This is a genomic window from Neisseria sp. P0021.S007 (assembly GCF_051956855.1).
Genome location: NZ_JBQCXA010000002.1, coordinates 347,052 through 366,487, shown reverse-complemented (window position 1 = coordinate 366,487; position 19,436 = coordinate 347,052). Strand labels below are relative to the sequence as shown.

Sequence of the window (19,436 nt, the reverse complement as noted above, 5' to 3'; positions counted from 1 at the left end):
TTTAGCCGAGATTTCCGAAGGCTGTCTTTTTTGTAAACAATTTTTATTTTTCAGACGGCCTGACCATTTTTTTCGAACCGACCATCATCAGGCAAACAGGATTCCATCATGACCACTCCGGCTCTTCTCGTTCTCGCTGACGGCAGCGTATTTCACGGCACATCAATCGGTTACGAAGGTTCGACTTCCGGCGAAGTCGTGTTCAACACTTCCATGACCGGCTATCAGGAAATCCTGACCGACCCTTCCTACTGCAAACAAATCGTTACCCTTACCTATCCACACATCGGCAACACTGGCACCAACGCTGAAGATGAAGAAAGCCGCAGCGTTTACGCCGCCGGTTTGATTATCCGCGACCTGCCGCTTTTGCACAGCAACTTCCGCGCATCCGAAAGCCTGCACGACTATTTGGTACGCAATAAAACTGTCGCCATCGCCGATATCGATACTCGCCGCCTGACCACCCTGTTGCGTGAAAAAGGTTCACAAGGCGGTGCAATCTTGACCGGTGCAGATGCCACCGTTGAAAAAGCACAAGAACTGATTGCCGCATTCGGCAGCATGGTCGGCAAAGACTTGGCAAAAGAAGTTTCCTGCACAGAAACTTACGAATGGACCGAAGGCGAATGGGAATTGGGCAAAGGTTTCATTACCCCTTCCGAACAGCCTTACCACGTTGTCGCCTACGATTTCGGTGTCAAAACTAACATCCTGCGCATGCTCGCCTCACGCGGCTGCCGCCTGACCGTCGTTCCGGCGCAAACTAGCGCGGAAGACGTGTTGGCACTCAATCCTGACGGCATATTCCTGTCCAACGGCCCCGGCGACCCTGAGCCTTGCGACTACGCCATCAAAGCCGTACAAAAACTGATGGAAAGCGGCAAACCGATTTTCGGCATTTGTTTGGGACACCAGCTGATCAGCCTCGCCATCGGCGCAAAAACCCTGAAAATGCGCTTCAGCCATCACGGTGCCAACCATCCAGTACAAGATTTGGATAGCGGCAAAGTCGTCATTACCAGCCAAAACCACGGTTTCGCCGTTGATGCTGACACTTTGCCTGCCAACGCACGCATTACCCACAAATCCTTGTTTGACAACACTTTACAAGGCATCGAACTGACAGACAAACCCGTGTTCTGCTTCCAAGGCCACCCCGAAGCCAGCCCGGGTCCGCAAGACGTCGGTTATCTGTTCGACAAATTCATTGACAATATCAAAGCAGCAAAACAATAAAGCTGATTGTTTCAGACGGCCACACTCAACTCAACAACAGGCCGTCTGAAAACCAAACCTCAAAAAATATAAATTCAGGTACACACTCTCTCAACATCTACACAGTCTGAAACCCAACCCTCTAATCAGAAAGGAAAAACCATGACAGAAAAGCAAATGCGCATTCTATCCGTCGTCGCCACCCTAACCGCCGTCGGTATGTACGTTTCCTATATCCCACAAATCCAAAACAACCTTGCCGGCAACCCCGGCTCGCCGTTGCAACCCCTCGTTGCCGCCATCAACTGCACATTATGGGTTGCCTACGGCTTTTTGAAAGAAAAACGCGACTACCCCGTCATGCTGGCGAACGCCCCAGGCATCATTTTGGGCTTGATTACGTTTGTCACTAGTTTTTAAGGAAGTTTTCAGACGGCCTGTGCAACATAAAAATGCAAAAGGTCGTCTGAAAAAGAGTCACCAAAATATCAACGGCAGGAATTTTTCAGGTAGCTTTTTATCGAAAGGCAGATGGAACAAACGCCGCGAGCATTTTTTCAGACGACCTTTGAACCCATCGGTAGGGTATGTGCCGCAAGGCACGCACGCGGTAGGTTGGAATTGCAGGAAAAATGGAGAACGCGTGCGTGCGTACCGCACACACCCTACATGTGGGCTACAGCTTGCTGGGTTAGCAAACCCGATGCTTTAGACAATTAAGCGGTTTGTGTTGGGTTTTCAACCCAACCTACGCTTGCTTTCTGTCATTCAATCTTTGTGGATAGAGAAATGGAATTTTCAAGAATTACTGCTGTTTGGCTGGATAATGCCAGCCCTCAAAATGAAGATAAATTTATTATTCTGACTGCATTAGAAAATAATAAAATTATTGAAGGAAGATGGTTTGGAGAACATAAACAAGCACAAAATACTTATCCTTTCATTTTAGATAAAGCTGCCAGTGAATTTAATTTTGGTTCATTCGATACTGAAATTTGGCATACTAATTTAGGCGAGAAAAAAATACAGCCAAACGAATTGTTTACAGTTTGGATTGACGACAAAGAATATATTTATCGGATTGAAACCACTTATAAATATTGAATAACCAACCCAAAGAGACCCACCCATGCCCAAACGTACCGACCTAAAATCCATCCTTATCATCGGCGCCGGCCCTATCGTTATCGGTCAGGCCTGCGAATTTGACTATTCGGGCGCACAGGCCTGCAAGGCTTTGCGTGAAGAAGGCTATAAAGTCATTCTGGTGAATTCCAACCCTGCCACGATCATGACCGACCCTGAAATGGCGGATGTTACCTACATCGAGCCGATTATGTGGCAGACGGTGGAAAAAATTATCGCCAAGGAGCGACCTGATGCGATTCTGCCTACCATGGGCGGCCAGACTGCGCTGAACTGTGCGCTGGATTTGGCGCGCAACGGCGTATTGGCGAAATACAACGTCGAGCTGATTGGCGCGACCGAAGACGCGATTGACAAAGCAGAAGACCGAGGCCGCTTTAAAGAAGCGATGGAAAAAATCGGTTTGTCTTGCCCGAAATCTTTTGTCTGCCACACCATGAACGAAGCTTTGGCAGCGCAAGAACAGGTCGGCTTCCCTACCCTGATTCGTCCTTCTTTCACGATGGGCGGTTCGGGCGGCGGTATTGCCTACAACAAAGACGAGTTCTTAGCAATTTGCGAACGCGGTTTTGATGCTTCGCCTACGCATGAGTTGCTGATTGAGCAATCCGTTCTCGGCTGGAAAGAGTACGAGATGGAGGTTGTACGTGATAAAAACGACAACTGCATCATTATCTGCTCGATTGAAAACTTCGACCCGATGGGCGTGCATACCGGCGACTCCATCACTGTTGCGCCTGCACAAACATTGACCGATAAAGAATACCAAATCATGCGTAATGCTTCGTTGGCAGTGTTGCGAGAAATCGGCGTGGATACCGGCGGCTCAAACGTTCAGTTTGCGGTAAACCCTGAAAACGGCGAGATGATTGTCATTGAGATGAACCCGCGCGTGAGCCGTTCTTCCGCGTTGGCATCTAAAGCAACGGGCTTCCCGATTGCCAAAGTAGCGGCCAAACTGGCGGTCGGCTTTACGCTGGACGAGTTGCGCAACGACATTACCGGCGGCCGCACGCCCGCGTCGTTTGAGCCTTCCATCGACTATGTCGTGACCAAAATCCCGCGTTTCGCATTTGAAAAATTCCCTGCCGCAGACGACCGCCTGACCACTCAGATGAAATCGGTAGGCGAAGTGATGGCGATGGGCCGTACCATTCAAGAAAGCTTCCAAAAAGCCCTGCGCGGCTTGGAAACAGGCTTGTGCGGCTTCAATCCGCGCAGCGAAGACAAAGCGGAAATCCGCCGCGAACTGGCCAACCCGGGCCCTGAGCGTATGCTTTTTGTAGCAGATGCGTTCCGTGCAGGCTTCACACTGGAAGAAATCCACGAAATCTGCGCCATCGATCCTTGGTTCTTGGCGCAAATCGAAGACTTGGTGAAAGAAGAAAAATCGGTTTCAGACGGCCAGTTGCAAGATTTGGATTACGCCGCTTTACGCCGTCTGAAACGCAAAGGCTTCTCTGACAAACGTTTGGCACAATTGTTGAACGTAAGTGAAAAAGAAGTCCGCGAACACCGCTATTCGCTGAAACTGCATCCGGTTTACAAACGCGTCGATACCTGTGCCGCCGAGTTTGCCACCGAAACCGCCTACCTCTACTCCACTTACGAAGAAGAATGCGAATCCCGTCCTTCCGATCGTAAAAAAGTGATGATTCTCGGCGGTGGTCCAAACCGTATCGGCCAAGGTATTGAATTTGACTACTGCTGCGTTCATGCTGCACTCGCCCTGCGCGAATCCGGTTTTGAAACCATCATGGTCAACTGCAACCCCGAAACCGTGTCCACCGACTTCGACACCAGCGACCGCCTATACTTCGAGCCGCTGACATTGGAAGACGTATTGGAAATCGTCCGCACCGAAAACCCATGGGGCGTGATTGTGCATTACGGCGGCCAAACCCCGCTCAAACTGGCCAACGCATTGGTGGCAAACGGCGTGAACATCATCGGCACATCTGCCGACAGCATCGACGCCGCCGAAGACCGCGAACGCTTCCAAAAAGTGTTGAACGACTTAGGTCTGCGTCAACCGCCTAACCGCATCGCCCACAACGAAGAAGAAGCCCTCGTTAAAGCCGAAGAAATCGGTTATCCGTTGGTTGTCCGTCCTTCTTACGTACTCGGCGGCCGCGCCATGCAGATTGTTCACTCTGCCGAAGAGTTGCAAAAATACATGCGCGAAGCCGTACAAGTTTCCGAAGACAGCCCTGTATTGCTCGACTTCTTCTTGAACAACGCCATCGAAGTGGACGTAGACTGCGTTTCAGACGGCCAAGATGTCGTTATCGGCGGCATCATGCAACACGTCGAACAAGCAGGTATCCACTCCGGCGACTCCGGCTGCTCATTGCCTCCATACTCTTTGGACGAAGAAATTCAAGACGAAATCCGCCGTCAAACCAAAGCCATGGCATACGCACTGGGCGTGGTCGGCTTGATGAACGTACAGTTTGCCGTACAAGACGGCGTGGTCTTCGTACTGGAAGTAAACCCACGCGCCAGCCGTACCGTACCGTTCGTATCCAAAGCCACCGGTGTACCGCTCGCCAAAGTCGGCGCACGCGTGATGGCAGGCATTTCGCTGAAAGAGCAAGGCGTAGAAAAAGAAGTCATCCCGGACTTCTACGCCGTTAAAGAAGCCGTGTTCCCATTCATCAAATTCCCAGGTGTGGACACCATTCTCGGCCCTGAAATGCGCTCTACCGGCGAAGTCATGGGCGTAGGCGCAAGCTTCGGCGAAGCCTACTTCAAAGCCCAACTCGGCGCAGGCGAACGCTTGAGCACAACAGGCAAAGTGTTCCTCGCCGTACGCGACGAAGACAAACCGCTCATCGTCAAAACCGCACAAAACTTCCAAGCACTCGGCTACGGTGTCTGCGCCACTCGCGGTACCGCCGAATACTTGAAAGAACACGGCATCATCGTGCAAGCGGTCAACAAAGTGCAGGAAGGCCGCCCACACATCGTGGACGCAATTAAAAACGGCGAAATCGCACTGGTGGTCAACACCGTCGGCAGCACAGTACAATCTGTTACCGACAGCCACAGTATCCGCCGCACCTCCCTCACCCAACGCGTACCGCAATACACCACCATCGCCGGCGGCGAAGCCATGAGCGAAGGCGCAAAAAGCCGCGAACACTTGGGCGTGTACAGCGTACAGGAATTGCATGGCCGTCTGAAAAACAAAGCCTAATCAATCCTATCGGATTTAAATAGCTAAAAGGCCGTCTGAAACCTGATTGCTCAGTTTCAGACGGCCTTTTCATATTTCAAATTCCAACCGTCTGTCCATCAAAACAACCTTTTCTGCCATCTCCAAACAAGCAATAGCAACATGAAATATAATTTCGTTATTGATTGGATTCATACGACAAAATTGTTGTTTTTTCATCATAATCCAAAAATATCGAGTTTAACGCCTATTCTCCTTGCTTTATAATGGCCGTCTGAAATAAAAATACAATTAAAGCAGAAGCATGTCTTTGCAACTTAAGCAGATTTGCATAATTAAATATATGCTTTAATCATAATAATGATAAAATAATACGGCTTTCCTCTAAATTAAAGGGAAAACTGCACAAGAAACGGAAAATAAAATGAGTGTCGGATTATTGCGTGTTTTGGTTCAAAGCCAGACCATCTCAAATCAACAAGCGGAACATTACAACAACCTTTTACAATCAGGCAAAGAAATCCTGCCCAACCTGTTTTCAGACGGCATCATCTCCCCTAAAGCTTTGGGGGAGTTAGTTGCGCGCGTATTCAGCTATCCCCTTTTGGATTTGCACTACTACCCGCGCAATAATGTAGTCAGCGACATTCTGACGGAAGAGCAAATGGTGCAAAACCGTTGCATTCCGATTTTCAAACGCGGACGCAAGGTTTATTTCGCCGTATCCGATCCAACCCAAATCCAAAACTTTCAAAAAATCGCTTTTGCTTCAGGTTTAAGTGTCGACTTGGTCGTAGTTCCCGACGACCAGCTCAGCTCATTGCTGGAATGGCTGGGTCAACGTTCGACAACCATTCTGAAAGAAATCAACGACGAACATGAAGCAACGCAGCAATCGCAATCGCTTTATATCGACAATGAAGAAGCTGAAGACGGCCCTATCCCCCGTTTCATCCACAAAACCTTATCCGATGCCCTGAACGCGGGCGCATCGGACATCCACTTTGAATTCTACGAACAAATGGCGCGCGTCCGTTTCCGTGTGGACGGGCAATTGCGTGAAGTCGTACAGCCGCCTGTCGCCGTACGCGGCCAGTTGGCATCGCGTATCAAAGTGATGGCGCGTTTGGATATTTCCGAAAAACGTATTCCGCAAGACGGCAGAATTCAAATTGCCTTCCATAAACACGGCCGTCCGATTGACTTCCGTGTCAGCACTTTGCCGACATTGTTTGGCGAAAAAGTGGTGATGCGTATCCTAAATTCCGATGGTACATCGCTCAATATCGACCAGCTCGGTTTGGAGCCTTTCCAAAAAGAAATGCTGCTGGAAGCCATCAACCGCCCTTACGGCATGGTATTGGTTACCGGTCCGACAGGTTCGGGCAAAACCGTTTCGCTCTATACCTGCCTGAGTATTTTGAACACAGAAGATGTGAATATTTCAACGGCAGAAGATCCGGCCGAGATTAACCTGCCAGGCGTCAACCAAGTCAACGTCAATGAAAAACAAGGCCTGACGTTTGCTGCCGCACTCCGATCCTTCTTGCGTCAAGATCCTGATATTATTATGGTCGGTGAGATTCGTGACTTGGAAACCGCCGACATCGCCATTAAAGCCGCCCAAACCGGCCACATGGTTTTCTCTACCCTGCATACCAATAATGCACCAGCCACGCTGTCCCGCCTTTTGAACATGGGTGTTGCGCCTTTCAACATCGCCAGCTCGGTCAGCCTGATTATGGCGCAAAGGTTGTTGCGCAGACTGTGTCCAAACTGCAAACGCGAAGTTGAGCGCCCGCCGGTTCCAGCATTGAAAAAAGCCGGCTTTACCGATGCAGACTTGGCTCAAGATTGGAAACTCTACCGCCCGGTTGGCTGCGACAGCTGCCGCGGCAAAGGCTTTAAAGGCCGCATCGGTATTTATGAAGTCATGCCGGTCAGCGATGAAATGCAAAAAGTCATTATGAACAACGGTACAGAAGTTGATATCATGAACATGGCCTATCAGGAAGGCATGGTAGACTTGCGTCGTGCCGGCCTCATGAAAGTCATGCAAGGCCTGACCTCGTTGGAAGAAGTGACTGCTCATACCAATGACTAAACTGCCATATTTTCGAAAATTAAAATAAAGCGGTACGGGGAAACAGTCCGCTTTATTTCTTACAAACAAGGGATAACTCATGGCTCAAGCAGAGCAAAAAAGAAGTCTGTTCGGCTCAAGAAGCAAAGGCAAGCGTTTTACATTTGAAGGAAAAAATACCGAGACCGAACGTCTTGTCCGTGGTGAAGTAGTTGCCAAAGACGAAGAAGAAGCACGCAAAAAACTCCAACGCAGAGGCATTCGCCCTTTGCGTATCAGCAAAGTTAAAACCGCACGCAAACGCCGTATTACCCAAGAAGACATCACGGTGTTTACGCGCCAACTGGCAACGATGATGAAGGCAGGCTTGCCGCTGATGCAGGCTTTTGAAATCGTTGCTCGCGGCCACTCCAATCCGAGCATGACCGAAATGCTGATGCAGGTTCGCTCCGATGTCGAACAAGGTAGCGCATTAGGCAAATCATTCTCCAAATATCCAAAATATTTCGACCGCTTCTATTGCAATCTGGTCAGCGCAGGCGAGTCCGGCGGCGTATTGGAAAGCTTATTGGACAAACTGGCTGTCTATAAAGAAAAAACCCAAGCCATTAAGAAAAAAGTCAAAACCGCACTGACCTATCCGATTGCCATTATCGTGGTGGCGATTGCGCTTATCTTCATCATGATGATGTTTGTGCTACCTGCCTTTAAAGAAGTTTATGCCAATATGGGTGCAGAGTTACCAAGCCTTACCCAACTTGTCATGAACTTGTCTGATTTATTCGTCGACTACGGCTGGATTATGATCATCCTTTTGATTGTTTCGGCCTTCGGCCTGTACAAACTCCATGAAAAATCGCCTACTTTCCAAAAACGAATCGATGCTTTGATTTTGAGACTGCCTGTTTTTGGCACCATCGTCCGAAAAGCGACCATCGCCCGTTGGGCGCGTACGACTTCCACCCTCTTCGCAGCCGGCGTTCCTTTGGTGGAAGTATTAGATTCAGTTGCAGGCGCATCCGGCAATATTCTCTATGAAGAAGCCACTCAAGATATTCGAGCCAAGGTAACCCAAGGCCTGTCGCTAACATCCAGTATGCAAAGTACAGATATGTTCCCAAATATGGTGATCCAAATGGCAGCCATCGGCGAAGAGTCAGGCTCTTTGGACGATATGCTGAACAAAGCAGCCGAATTCTACGAAGATGAAGTAGACAACTCCGTCTCCCGCTTATCTGCCTTGATGGAGCCTATCATCATGGTGGTATTGGGTTCGCTCATCGGTATCTTGCTGATTGCCATGTATCTGCCTCTGTTTAACTTGGGTAATGTCGTAGGTTGATATGCTTGATAGTATTTACTCTGCCATCGACGCCCTCTCCGTTCTTGCGCCATTCGCTATTCCTTTAGCCGTTATTTTGGGATTACTGATTGGCAGCTTTCTGAACGTTGTTATTTATCGCACGCCGATAATGATGGAACGCGAATGGACACAATTTTCTAAAGAGCATTTGGGCATCGAGCTGAAAGACGAAGAAAAACAGCCATTTAATCTGCGCAAACCGGATTCACGCTGCCCCAAATGCAAAAGCCCAATCAAACTTTGGCAAAACATCCCCATCCTCAGCTATGTTTTCCTGGGAGGAAAATGCCACTCCTGCAAAACCGCTATCGGCATACGCTATCCGCTGATTGAGCTGCTGACAGGTGTCTTATTCGGTATTGTCGCATGGCAATACGGCTGGTCATGGGCAACTATTGGCGGATTCATTCTGACTGCCATATTGATTGCGCTGACCTTTATCGATGCCAATACTCAATATTTACCCGACAGCCTGACTCAGCCCCTAATTTGGATCGGCCTGCTGTTTAATCTGAATGATACATTCGTGCCCCTGCATTCAGCCGTTTTAGGCGCAATCGCAGGCTATATGAGCCTTTATACTTTATGCGCCGTCTATAAACTTCTGACCGGTAAAATCGGCATGGGCAATGGCGACTTCAAACTTTTGGCTGCGCTTGGTGCATGGCTGGGCGTAGGAATTTTGCCTGTTCTGATCTTCATGGCTGCCTTAGTCGGGCTGGTGGGCGCACTCATCGCCCGTGTCGGCAAAGGCCAATATTTTGCTTTTGGTCCCAGTCTTGCTGTGGCAGGATGGATTATTTTGGTTGCCAATGCACCTATTACCCAACTGGTACAATGGTGGCTCGTACAATCAGGATTCCGATAATGACATTATGGATAGGCTTGACCGGCGGTATCGGTAGTGGCAAATCATCTATCGCCCAAATGTTTGCCGAACTTGGCGTACCCATTATCGATGCTGATGCCATCAGCCGCTCACTGACCGCTGAAAACGGCGAAGCCCTTCCTGCCATCCGCCAGCTTTTCGGGGATGAGGTTTTTGATCATAAAGGCCGTCTGAATCGTATGGCTTTACGGGAAGAAGTTTTCAGACGGCCTCAATCTAAAAAACAACTGGAAAACCTGCTTCTGCCATTAATCTTAAACAAAATCCAACAGCAGAAACAAAAACTTGCCTCATCCGCCTACGGCATTGTCGATGTACCGCTTTTGATTGAGAATCCGGCATTTAAAGCGGAGACCGACCGTATTTTGGTTGTAGATGTTCCAGAGTCCGTCCAAATCAAACGCGTACACCAGCGCAATGGTTTTTCAGAAGAACAAACGCGTCAAATCATGGCCACCCAAGCTTCTCGACGTGACAGACTGCTGCATGCCGACGATGTATTGGACAATACCCATAGCATGGAAGAAGCAAAAATCAAGGTTGCCCATTTGCATCAATACTATCAATCCATTGCAAAAACTCTGAAAGAAACTGCATGACCGCTCCTGTTGTAAAATGTCCGACCTGCCACAAAAAAGTCGTTTGGAACACCGACAGCCCCTACCGCCCTTTCTGCAGCAAACGGTGTAAACTCATTGATTTAGGCGAATGGGCGCAAGAAAAATACACTGTTTCTTCAGAAGACGACCCTTTTTCAGACCTATTGAACAGCAAATAACCTACGCCGCTTCCTTCAGCCTATCCAAAACAAGCTCAAAACAGTAAAATACCCTCTTTATTCCAATCTATTCCATCCACCATGCTCACCTTCCAACAAATTATTTTCAAATTACAAAACTACTGGGCAGACAAAGGCTGCACCGTTATCCAACCTTTCGATATGGAAGTCGGTGCCGGTACTTCGCATCCAGCCACCTGCCTGCGCGCATTAGGCCCGGAGCCTTGGTTTGCCGCTTACGTTCAACCCAGCCGCCGCCCCAAAGACGGCCGCTATGGCGACAACCCCAACCGCCTGCAACACTACTATCAATTCCAAGTTGCGCTCAAACCAGCTCCCGCCAATATTCAAGACCTATACCTCGACTCCCTGCGCGAATTGGGTATCGACCCTAAAGTACACGACATCCGCTTTGTCGAAGACGACTGGGAAAACCCTACTCTCGGCGCTTGGGGTTTGGGTTGGGAAGTTTGGCTCAACGGTATGGAAGTAACCCAATTCACCTACTTCCAACAAGTCGGCGGTATCGACTGCTCCCCTGTACTTGGTGAAATCACCTACGGTATCGAGCGTCTCGCCATGTATTTGCAAGGCGTAGAAAACGTGTACGACCTCGTTTGGGCAAAAACCCTTGATGGTAACATCGTCACTTACGGCGACGTTTATCATCAAAACGAAGTCGAACAATCCACCTACAACTTCGAATACAGCGATGCCGATTGGCTCTTGCGCCAATTCAACAACTACGAAGAACAAGCTAAACGCCTGCTTGCAGTTGAAGACACCAGTCTTGCCCTACCTGCTTACGAGCTTGTACTCAAAGCCGGCCACACGTTCAACCTCTTGGATGCACGCGGCGCCATTTCCGTTACCGAGCGCGCAACCTACATCGGCCGCATTCGTGCACTGAGCCGTATCGTTGCGCAAAAATTCGTTGAAAGTCGCGAGAAACTGGGCTTCCCATTACTTAAAAACCAATAAGCCCTCACATACATGCCACGCCGCCCTTTGATACATTCAAGTGGCGGCGTTTCTATTTTCAGACGGCCTTAACGTCGATGCCATCGCAAACACTTCCTGCCTGCTTTCAGGTAAAATAAGCCCTTTATTACATAAACCGTCTGAAAACATGAGTTCATCCTCTTCTGCAAAAACGCCCTTTTTCTTACTTTCCCTCGTTGCCATCATTCTTGACCAACTGAGCAAATGGGAAATCTTGAAACACTTTACCGAAGGCGAACGCCTCAATATCATTCCAGACTTTTTTGACCTGACGCTTGCCTATAATCCAGGCGCGGCATTCAGCTTTTTGGCAGACCAAGGCGGCTGGCAAAAATTCTTCTTTTTAGGTCTGGCCGTCGTCATCAGCCTGTATTTGGCCCGTGCCATCTGGCGCGATGAGTTTGGACGCTGGGGCAAACTGGGGGCAGCCATGATTATCGGCGGCGCAATTGGCAATGTGGTTGACCGTCTGATTCACGGCCACGTTGTCGATTTTCTGCTTTTCTATTGGCAAAACTGGTTCTACCCCGCATTTAACATTGCCGACAGCTTTATCTGCGTTGGCGCAGTTTGCTTGGTAATAGACGGTTTGCTGCACAAAAAAACACCTTCAAACGACACAAAGGCCGTCTGAAAACGGAACGCACATGACTCAAAAAACCATTATCCTTGCCAATCCCCGCGGCTTCTGTGCCGGTGTTGACCGTGCCATCAGCATTGTTGAACGTGCACTCGAAGAATTCGGCGCGCCCATTTACGTCCGCCATGAAGTCGTTCACAACAAATTCGTCGTGGACAATCTGCGGGCAAAAGGTGCCGTCTTTGTCGATGACTTGGCGGATGTCCCAAAGGGTGCCACACTGATTTACTCTGCTCACGGCGTATCCAAAGCCGTACAGGAAGAAGCGGCACAACGTGGTTTCCGCGTTTTTGATGCCACCTGCCCTCTGGTCACCAAAGTTCATAAAGAAGTAGCCCGCCTCGATGAGCAAGATTACGAAATCATCATGATCGGCCACAAAGGCCACGTCGAAGTAGAAGGTACAATGGGACAGTTGCCCCCGGGTAAAATGTTTTTGGTTGAGACAGTGGAAGATGTAGCCGGACTGAACATCAAAAATCCTGACAAACTTGCCTACGTCAGCCAAACCACTTTATCGGTGGACGAAACCAAAGACATTATTGCTGCTTTAAACCAACGCTTCCCCAATATCCGCAATCCGCACAAAGAAGATATCTGCTACGCCACAACCAACCGTCAAACTGCCGTTAAAGAATTGGCGGAAGAATGCGATATTGTGATTGTTGTCGGCTCGCCCAACTCTTCCAACAGCAACCGCTTACGTGAAGTAGCCGCATTGCGAGGAGTTGATGCCTATATGGTCGATAATGCTTCCTACCTGAAAAAAGAATGGTTTGAAAACAAAACCAAGGTCGGTGTCACTGCCGGGGCATCTGCGCCCGAAGTCTTGGTTCGAGAAGTCTTACAAACCATTCAAGACTGGGGACACGAGACCATACGCGAAGGAGAAGGTGCGGAAGAAAGCATTGTATTTGTCTTACCCAAAGAGTTGCGTCGTGAGGGTGAAAACAAGCAAATTCTCAATAAAGGGTAAGTTTGTTATTTGCCTTATTTGAACTTAAGGCCGTCTGAAAACTTTCAGACGGCCTTAAGTTTATTTTACTCATAAAAAAGACCTGCCTTAAAAGCAGGTCTTTTCATACATGATCCTGATTATTTATCAGAAGTATGTTGCTGACGGCGCAAGATAGCTGGAATTTCAAAGTCATCCAGTACAGACTGGTTGCTGAAATCAGCAGCAGTCAGATTCATAGAACGGATATTGCGGTTGGTACGAACCAGGCTTTCAGCACTACTTTGGCTTTGAGCTTGAGGTGCTTCTTCCGCACCGCGTACCAATTGTTGGGTACGGGCAGCAGCACGCAGTTGGTTGTCAGTACCGTTTTCTTTCAAGCCGGTAGCAATAATGGTAATACGGATAGCATCTTCGCTCATGCTCTCGTCTTCGGCAGCACCAAATTTGCATTCCACTTCAGGGTGTGCATTTTGGTTGACGATACGCATAATCTCGTTGAACTCAGACATTTTCAGGCAACCAGGAGCAGTGGTAATGTTTACCAATACACCGCGTGCGCCATCCAAAGTAACGTTATCCAAGAGCGGGCTGGAGATAGCTTGATCGGTAGCCAAACGGGCACGGTCGATACCTTGCGCGAAACCTGAACCCATCATGGCGATACCGCGATTGCTCATCACGGTTTTCACGTCGGCGAAGTCCAAGTTGATCATGTCGCTCGGGCAAGTCACCACTTCGGAAATACCGGCAACAGCATCACGCAGTACATTGTCGGCCGCACGGAAAGCTTCACGCATGGTCACGTCTTCGCCCAAGGCAGTCATCAATTTGTCGTTAGGGATAATAATCAGGGAATCGACACGCTCTTTGAGCTGATCCAAACCTGCTTGAGCGATATGTACGCGTTTGCCTTCGTAAGCAAACGGACGGGTTACAACCGCAACGGTCAGGATACCCATTTCTTTAGCGATTTCAGCCACAACAGGAGCAGAGCCGGTACCTGTACCGCCACCCATACCGGTCGTGATGAACAGCATGTTTGCACCACGGATAGCATCTTCGATGGCTTCACGATCTTCTTGAGCAGCGGCGCGGCCAATTTCAGGATTTGCACCGGCACCTAAACCGCGAGTCAGGTTTGTACCCAATTGAATGCGTTTAGCCGCATTGTTTTTAGCCAATGATTGCGCATCGGTATTGGCACTGATGAACTCAACACCATGAATAGTGTTGGCAACCATGTTGTTGATGGCATTACAGCCGCCACCACCCAAACCGATAACTTTAATAACAGCAGGGCTCGTTGCTGATTCTGCTACGTCGTAAACAAATTCCATTCAATAATCCTCCGCGCCCCGCTTTATAAGGACGGTTCAAAAATAACTCATTATCCGTATTATATAAGAAGTATTCAGATACTGGCAAAAATCTTCTTACCATTCGGCTGTCGGCGTTATATTTTTACTACATTTTTTAACAGAAAATATACAAGTTTTAAATTATTCACTTGGCAATTATTTAAAACTGTTTAATTCCACTTAAATATTCAGGACAAACGGTTGCTGCACCGCCTGCCCTGAAAACTTTTATCAGAAATTATCTCTGAAGAATCTTTGGATTTTTTCCCACAGACCCATTTTTTTGCCTGAATCATTCAGTGCAATCGCACCGGTTCGGCTGGTTTGCTCACCCTCTTCGGCAGCATAGGCCGTCTGAAGCAGGCCGATCGCTGTTGAATAGCGTGGATTACGAATACGCTCGGATACGCCGCCCATTTCTTGTGGAACACCGATACGCGCCGGCAGGTTGAAGACTTCTTCCGCCAACTCAACAATACCGGTCAACATAGAAGCACCGCCGGTCAAAACGATACCGGAAGTCAGCACTTCTTCTGGGAAACCGGAGCGGCGCAATTCGTTCAGCGTCAACTCCAAAATTTCTTCTACACGCGGGCCGATGATTTCAGCCAATACACGACGTGAAATTTGACGTGATTGACGGTCGCCAACACTAGGAACTTCAATCATTTCATCCAAGCCGTCCATAGTCGGAATAGCAGCACCGTAATGGATTTTGATGTACTCGGCTGCACTGTGCGGCGTACGCAAGGCTTGAGCCAAGTCTTTGGTAATCAAATCGCCGGCAACAGGAATAACCGCAGTATGACGGATGGCGCCATTGGTATAAACCGCGATGTCGGTTGTACCGCCACCGATATCGATGACGCACACGCCCAAATCTTTTTCGTCTTCAGTCAAAACGGCGTGACCGCTTGCCAAAGGCTGAAGCATGATTTGATCCATTTGCAGGCCGCAACGTTGGATACATTTTTGGATATTTTGCAAAGCAGTGTTCGCACCGGTGATGATGTGTACACGGGTATCCAAACGCACGCCGCTCATGCCGATAGGCTCTTTCACACCGGGTTGGTTGTCGATGATGTACTCTTGAACCACGGTATGTAAGATATTGTGATCAGGCGGAATATTGATGGCTTTGGCTGTTTCGATGGCACGATCGATGTCGGCTTGCGATACTTCGCCATCTTTAATTTTGACCACGCCTTGTGAATTCAGGCTGCGGATATGGTTACCGGCAATACCGGTGACAACGTGGGAAATTTTGGTATCTGCCATCAGCTCGGCATCTTCTACCGCCTGACGAATGGCTTGCGCGGTAGCGTCGATATTGGTCACCATACCTGCACGCAGGCCGCGTGAAGGGCTTTGACCCAAGCCAACAATGTGGATTTCGTTATCTTCCCGAATCTCGCCGATTAAGGCGATGACCTTGGACGTACCAATGTCTAAGGCACTGATATATTTATTTTGTTGTTGTTCCATAATTGCTCGTTCGCTATGTTGTCTGACTGACGGTTTGATTATTTTTGAAACAAGATTGCTTCACGTCTAATCGGCTATTCACTCTCGGAAGGGTTTTCAGACGGCCTGTAACGGACTGAAAAACCATCCTTATAACGCATATCGACATACTCGATACGACTTTGTTTTTTACGCAGCAGCGATGGCCAAATCTGGACAAACTGCTGCAAACGTTTGATTTCGTTTTCACGCCCCAAGCGCACGGTAATGCCGTTGTTCAATACAAGCAACCATGCCGACCGCGGCGTGTAGATCAATTCTTTGATAGTCAGTTTCAACGGACTCAAAATACCGGAAAAGTCCGCATAATGTTTGACCATGTCTTTGCCTGTCCCCTGCTGCCCTTCAAATATAGGCAGGTCCTGTTTCAGACTTGCGGCAAACACATTGCCCTTACTGTCCACCAAGCCGCCAGCGCGCCAATGCGCAACCGGCACACGCTCGGTCAGGATAATTTCCACGGTTTCCGGAAAACGGCGGCGTACCATTGCCGAGTCAATCCAAGGCAATTCCTGAAAAGCGGCCTGCGCCGAATCAATATCGGCGCGGAACATATTACCCCTGATATGCTCTCGTGCAACGGTTTGCAATTCTTTGTTGGAAGCATATTTCAGCTTACCCTGAATGGCAATCTGTTTCACAGGAAAATATTTGGAATTGTAAAGCCAAGCTATGCCCGAACCTATCAGTAGAAAGGTCATCAGCACCAATAGCCGGCGGGTCAGCCGACCCAATGCGCCTGCATCATCCCACATGAGCGGTCTTCAAAATCTCAATACATAAATCAGCAAAATCTACGCCGGTATGGGCTGCAGATTTTGGCACCAAACTGTGGCTGGTCATACCGGGCAAGGTATTGATTTCCAAAAGATACAGCTTACCGTCCGTATCTTTTAGGAAGTCCACGCGCGAACAACCGTCCGCACCAATCGCCTGCGCGCCACGCACGGCCAGTTCGCGCATCAGGTTTTCCTCATCCTCACTCAAATCTTCCGACGGGCATTGATAAACCGTATCGTCGCGGTTGTATTTAGCCTCGTAGTCGTAAAACTCAGTAGCTGGAATAATATGAATGCTCGGCAGGCCTTTGCCGTTCAATACCGGGCAAGAATACTCGCCGCCTCCGATAAAGCGTTCGGCAATAATTTCACCCTGCAAATGTTTCAATTCTTCGTAAACGCTTTTCAGACGGCCTTTTTCTTTTACTTTTACCACACCGACGCTGCTGCCTTCCGCGGCAGGTTTCACAAACATCGGCAGGCCCAATTTTTCTTCAACAGCATCAAAGTCGCTGTCGTCATGCAATACAGCAAACTCAGGAACAGGCAAACCCACGGCCTGCCAAATCAGTTTGCAGCGGTATTTGTCCATACCCAGCGCGGAAGCGGCCACACCACTGCCGGTGTAAGGAATACCCATCAGTTCCAACGCGCCTTGAACCGCGCCATCTTCGCCGAAAGTACCGTGCAGAATATTGAAGGCCGTCTGAAAACCTTGTGTTTTCAATTCAGACAACGGAGTTTCTTTGGGGTCGAACGCATGGGCATCGACGCCTTTGCTTTTCAAGGCAGCCAAAATAGCGGCGCCGCTGTCCAGAGAAACTTCGCGCTCGCTAGAGAAGCCGCCCATCAACACGGCCACTTTGCCAAAATTCTGCATAATTTCCACTTTCTTAAATACTGATACAGGCCGTCTGAATATTGTTCAGACGACCTATCTGCCCTCAAAGACCAATATGCCCGTTTATTATGATTGTTTCGACAATTCCACCAATGCAGACGGAACGCGGTTGATGCTGCCGGCACCCATATTCAACACAACATCGCCGTCCTGCAAAACATTCAGCAGCATTTGCGGCAAGTCGGCAACGTTTTCGCAGTAAATCGGCTCAAGTTTGCCCAATATGCGGATGGCGCGTGCCAAGGCGCGGGAATCGGCTGCGGCAATCGGCTCTTCGCCTGCGGCATAAACTTCGGTCAACACCAGCGCATCAACGGTATTGAGGACTTTGGTGAAATCTTCGAACAAATCACGTGTGCGGGTATAGCGGTGTGGTTGGAAAGCCAAGACCAAACGTTTTTCAGGGTATGCACCGCGCGCAGCGGAAAGGGTTGCTGCCATTTCAACAGGATGATGGCCATAATCGTCCACCAGCAAAGCAGTTCCGCCGTTTGGTAATTTAATGTCGCCATATTTTTGGAAGCGGCGACCGACACCTTCAAAGCCGAGCAAGCCTTTTTGAATGGCTTCAACCGATGCGCCAACTTCCAGCGCAACGCCGATAGCCGCCAACGCATTGAGGACGTTGTGGCGGCCGGGCATATTCAAAACAACTTCAAACGGCTCTTGCTCGTGTCCTTTCATTTGAACATGAACGGTAAATTTCATTTGCGCGCCGACGTTTTCAATATTGGTCGCATAGATATCGGCAGTATCGTCCAAGCCGTAAGTGGCGTAAGGTTTGCTAATTTTCGGTAAAATCGCGCGGACGTGTTCGCTGTCGATACACAGAAAGGCTTTGCCGTAGAACGGCATACGGTGGATAAAATCGACAAACGCCTGATGCAGTTTCTCAACGCTGTGGCCGTAAGTGTCCATGTGGTCTTCGTCGATATTGGTCACGACGGACATAATCGGCGTCAGATACAGGAAAGAGGCATCGGATTCGTCGGCTTCGGCAACAATGTATTCGCCTTTACCCAAACGGGCGTTGGTACCAGCGGCGTTGAGCTTGCCGCCGATAACGAAAGTCGGGTCAAGTCCTGCCGCGCCGAGAATAGAAGCGGTCAGGCTGGTGGTTGTGGTTTTGCCGTGCGTACCGGCAATGGCGATACCATCGCGGAAGCGCATCAACTCTGCCAACATCAGCGCGCGCGGAATCACGGGAATCTGCTGTTCCAATGCGGCAACAACCTCAGGATTGTCTTTTTTGACCGCAGTAGAGGTAACAACCACGTCGGCGCCATTGACGTGTTCGGCAGTATGACCTGGGTAAACTTGGATGCCGAGAGCGCTCAAATGCTCGGTAACGGCATTACGCGCCTGATCCGAACCGGAAACTTTAAAGCCCAAATTGTGTAAAACTTCGGCAATACCGCTCATGCCGACGCCGCCGATTCCGACAAAATGGATGTTGGTCACTCGATTTTTCATCATAACGTTGCGTTCCGGTTGGTTTTTAGTGCGTAAAGGCGTTATTTTAAAGGGCTATCCGCTTCTGCGCTATGCTTTTATTGTAAAGGAATTTTAACAAAAGCAATAAAGGCCGTCTGAAACGCCGTTAATCAACTTTTCAGACG

The 19,436-nt window shown here is 49.1% G+C and carries 19 protein-coding genes; 12 read left to right on the top strand and 7 right to left on the bottom strand.

Annotated features, from left to right (window positions below):
• The first annotated feature begins 108 nt into the window (after positions 1 to 108).
• Together carA and ACTHUR_RS04785 are read left to right on the top strand one after the other, a co-directional pair.
• Entirely contained in the window at positions 109 to 1,239 is a 1,131-nt protein-coding gene (gene carA, locus ACTHUR_RS04790; protein WP_150540610.1) for a glutamine-hydrolyzing carbamoyl-phosphate synthase small subunit, read from the top strand.
• A 141-nt stretch (positions 1,240 to 1,380) separates the two neighbouring features.
• Positions 1,381 to 1,638, top strand: a complete 258-nt coding sequence (locus ACTHUR_RS04785) for a SemiSWEET family transporter (protein WP_049331825.1) — start codon at positions 1,381 to 1,383, stop codon at positions 1,636 to 1,638.
• A 57-nt stretch (positions 1,639 to 1,695) separates the two neighbouring features.
• On the opposite strand, the gene ACTHUR_RS04780 is transcribed toward ACTHUR_RS04785, so the two are convergent.
• Positions 1,696 to 1,878 carry a hypothetical protein gene (locus ACTHUR_RS04780; RefSeq protein WP_168165176.1) on the bottom strand — a complete coding sequence of 61 codons (183 nt, stop codon included), beginning with the start codon at positions 1,876 to 1,878 and terminating at the stop codon, positions 1,696 to 1,698.
• A gap of 129 nt (positions 1,879 to 2,007) precedes the next feature.
• Here ACTHUR_RS04780 and ACTHUR_RS04775 point away from each other — a divergent pair, with 129 nt between their 5' ends.
• A complete protein-coding gene (locus tag ACTHUR_RS04775; RefSeq protein ID WP_070695289.1) occupies positions 2,008 to 2,322 on the top strand; it encodes a hypothetical protein in 315 nt (104 codons plus the stop codon).
• Between the two features lie 25 nt (positions 2,323 to 2,347).
• Positions 2,348 to 5,563 (top strand): carbamoyl-phosphate synthase large subunit, encoded by a 3,216-nt coding sequence (carB, locus tag ACTHUR_RS04770; RefSeq protein ID WP_070695288.1) that lies wholly within the window; start codon positions 2,348 to 2,350, stop codon positions 5,561 to 5,563.
• A 69-nt stretch (positions 5,564 to 5,632) separates the two neighbouring features.
• Here carB and ACTHUR_RS04765 read toward each other — a convergent pair whose 3' ends face one another.
• Positions 5,633 to 5,761, bottom strand: a complete 129-nt coding sequence (locus ACTHUR_RS04765; protein ID WP_440347298.1) for a hypothetical protein — start codon at positions 5,759 to 5,761, stop codon at positions 5,633 to 5,635.
• Between the two features lie 205 nt (positions 5,762 to 5,966).
• Here ACTHUR_RS04765 and pilB point away from each other — a divergent pair, with 205 nt between their 5' ends.
• The 8 genes from pilB (at position 5,967) to ispH (ending at position 13,273) form a co-directional block, all read left to right on the top strand.
• Positions 5,967 to 7,646: a type IV-A pilus assembly ATPase PilB gene (gene pilB / locus ACTHUR_RS04760; protein ID WP_004518864.1), complete on the top strand. Its 1,680-nt coding sequence runs from the start codon at positions 5,967 to 5,969 to the stop codon at positions 7,644 to 7,646.
• A 79-nt stretch (positions 7,647 to 7,725) separates the two neighbouring features.
• Complete coding sequence (locus tag ACTHUR_RS04755) at positions 7,726 to 8,967, top strand: type II secretion system F family protein (RefSeq protein ID WP_004518865.1); 1,242 nt, start codon at positions 7,726 to 7,728, stop codon at positions 8,965 to 8,967.
• Position 8,968: 1 nt separating this feature from the next.
• On the top strand, positions 8,969 to 9,856 hold the full coding sequence (locus ACTHUR_RS04750; RefSeq protein ID WP_004518866.1) for a prepilin peptidase: 888 nt from the start codon (positions 8,969 to 8,971) through the stop codon (positions 9,854 to 9,856).
• Positions 9,856 to 10,476, top strand: coding sequence for a dephospho-CoA kinase (gene coaE / locus ACTHUR_RS04745; protein ID WP_004518867.1), 621 nt, complete (start codon positions 9,856 to 9,858; stop codon positions 10,474 to 10,476). The genes ACTHUR_RS04750 and coaE overlap by 1 nt, the downstream gene beginning before the upstream one ends.
• On the top strand, positions 10,473 to 10,655 hold the full coding sequence (gene yacG / locus ACTHUR_RS04740) for a DNA gyrase inhibitor YacG (protein ID WP_004518868.1): 183 nt from the start codon (positions 10,473 to 10,475) through the stop codon (positions 10,653 to 10,655). Before coaE ends, yacG begins: the two co-directional genes overlap by 4 nt.
• 81 nt (positions 10,656 to 10,736) lie before the next feature.
• Complete coding sequence (gene glyQ / locus ACTHUR_RS04735; RefSeq protein WP_004518869.1) at positions 10,737 to 11,636, top strand: glycine--tRNA ligase subunit alpha; 900 nt, start codon at positions 10,737 to 10,739, stop codon at positions 11,634 to 11,636.
• Between the two features lie 148 nt (positions 11,637 to 11,784).
• Positions 11,785 to 12,291, top strand: a complete 507-nt coding sequence (lspA, locus tag ACTHUR_RS04730) for a signal peptidase II (RefSeq protein ID WP_039861846.1) — start codon at positions 11,785 to 11,787, stop codon at positions 12,289 to 12,291.
• A 13-nt stretch (positions 12,292 to 12,304) separates the two neighbouring features.
• On the top strand, positions 12,305 to 13,273 hold the full coding sequence (ispH, locus tag ACTHUR_RS04725) for a 4-hydroxy-3-methylbut-2-enyl diphosphate reductase (protein ID WP_440361233.1): 969 nt from the start codon (positions 12,305 to 12,307) through the stop codon (positions 13,271 to 13,273).
• A 119-nt stretch (positions 13,274 to 13,392) separates the two neighbouring features.
• Here the strand turns inward: ispH and ftsZ are convergent, their stop codons facing one another.
• From ftsZ to murC, 5 genes are all read right to left on the bottom strand, one after another.
• The gene (ftsZ, locus tag ACTHUR_RS04720) at positions 13,393 to 14,592 is read right to left on the bottom strand and encodes a cell division protein FtsZ (RefSeq protein ID WP_063076120.1); all 1,200 of its coding nucleotides are present in this window, start codon (positions 14,590 to 14,592) and stop codon (positions 13,393 to 13,395) included.
• 252 nt (positions 14,593 to 14,844) lie between these two features.
• A complete protein-coding gene (ftsA, locus tag ACTHUR_RS04715; protein ID WP_003682483.1) occupies positions 14,845 to 16,098 on the bottom strand; it encodes a cell division protein FtsA in 1,254 nt (417 codons plus the stop codon).
• A gap of 74 nt (positions 16,099 to 16,172) precedes the next feature.
• Positions 16,173 to 16,892 carry a cell division protein FtsQ/DivIB gene (locus ACTHUR_RS04710; RefSeq protein WP_049335319.1) on the bottom strand — a complete coding sequence of 240 codons (720 nt, stop codon included), beginning with the start codon at positions 16,890 to 16,892 and terminating at the stop codon, positions 16,173 to 16,175.
• A complete protein-coding gene (locus tag ACTHUR_RS04705) occupies positions 16,882 to 17,796 on the bottom strand; it encodes a D-alanine--D-alanine ligase (RefSeq protein WP_049335322.1) in 915 nt (304 codons plus the stop codon). The genes ACTHUR_RS04710 and ACTHUR_RS04705 overlap by 11 nt, the downstream gene beginning before the upstream one ends.
• An 87-nt stretch (positions 17,797 to 17,883) precedes the next feature.
• Positions 17,884 to 19,293, bottom strand: coding sequence for a UDP-N-acetylmuramate--L-alanine ligase (gene murC, locus ACTHUR_RS04700; protein WP_049335324.1), 1,410 nt, complete (start codon positions 19,291 to 19,293; stop codon positions 17,884 to 17,886).
• Positions 19,294 to 19,436: the final 143 nt, after the last annotated feature.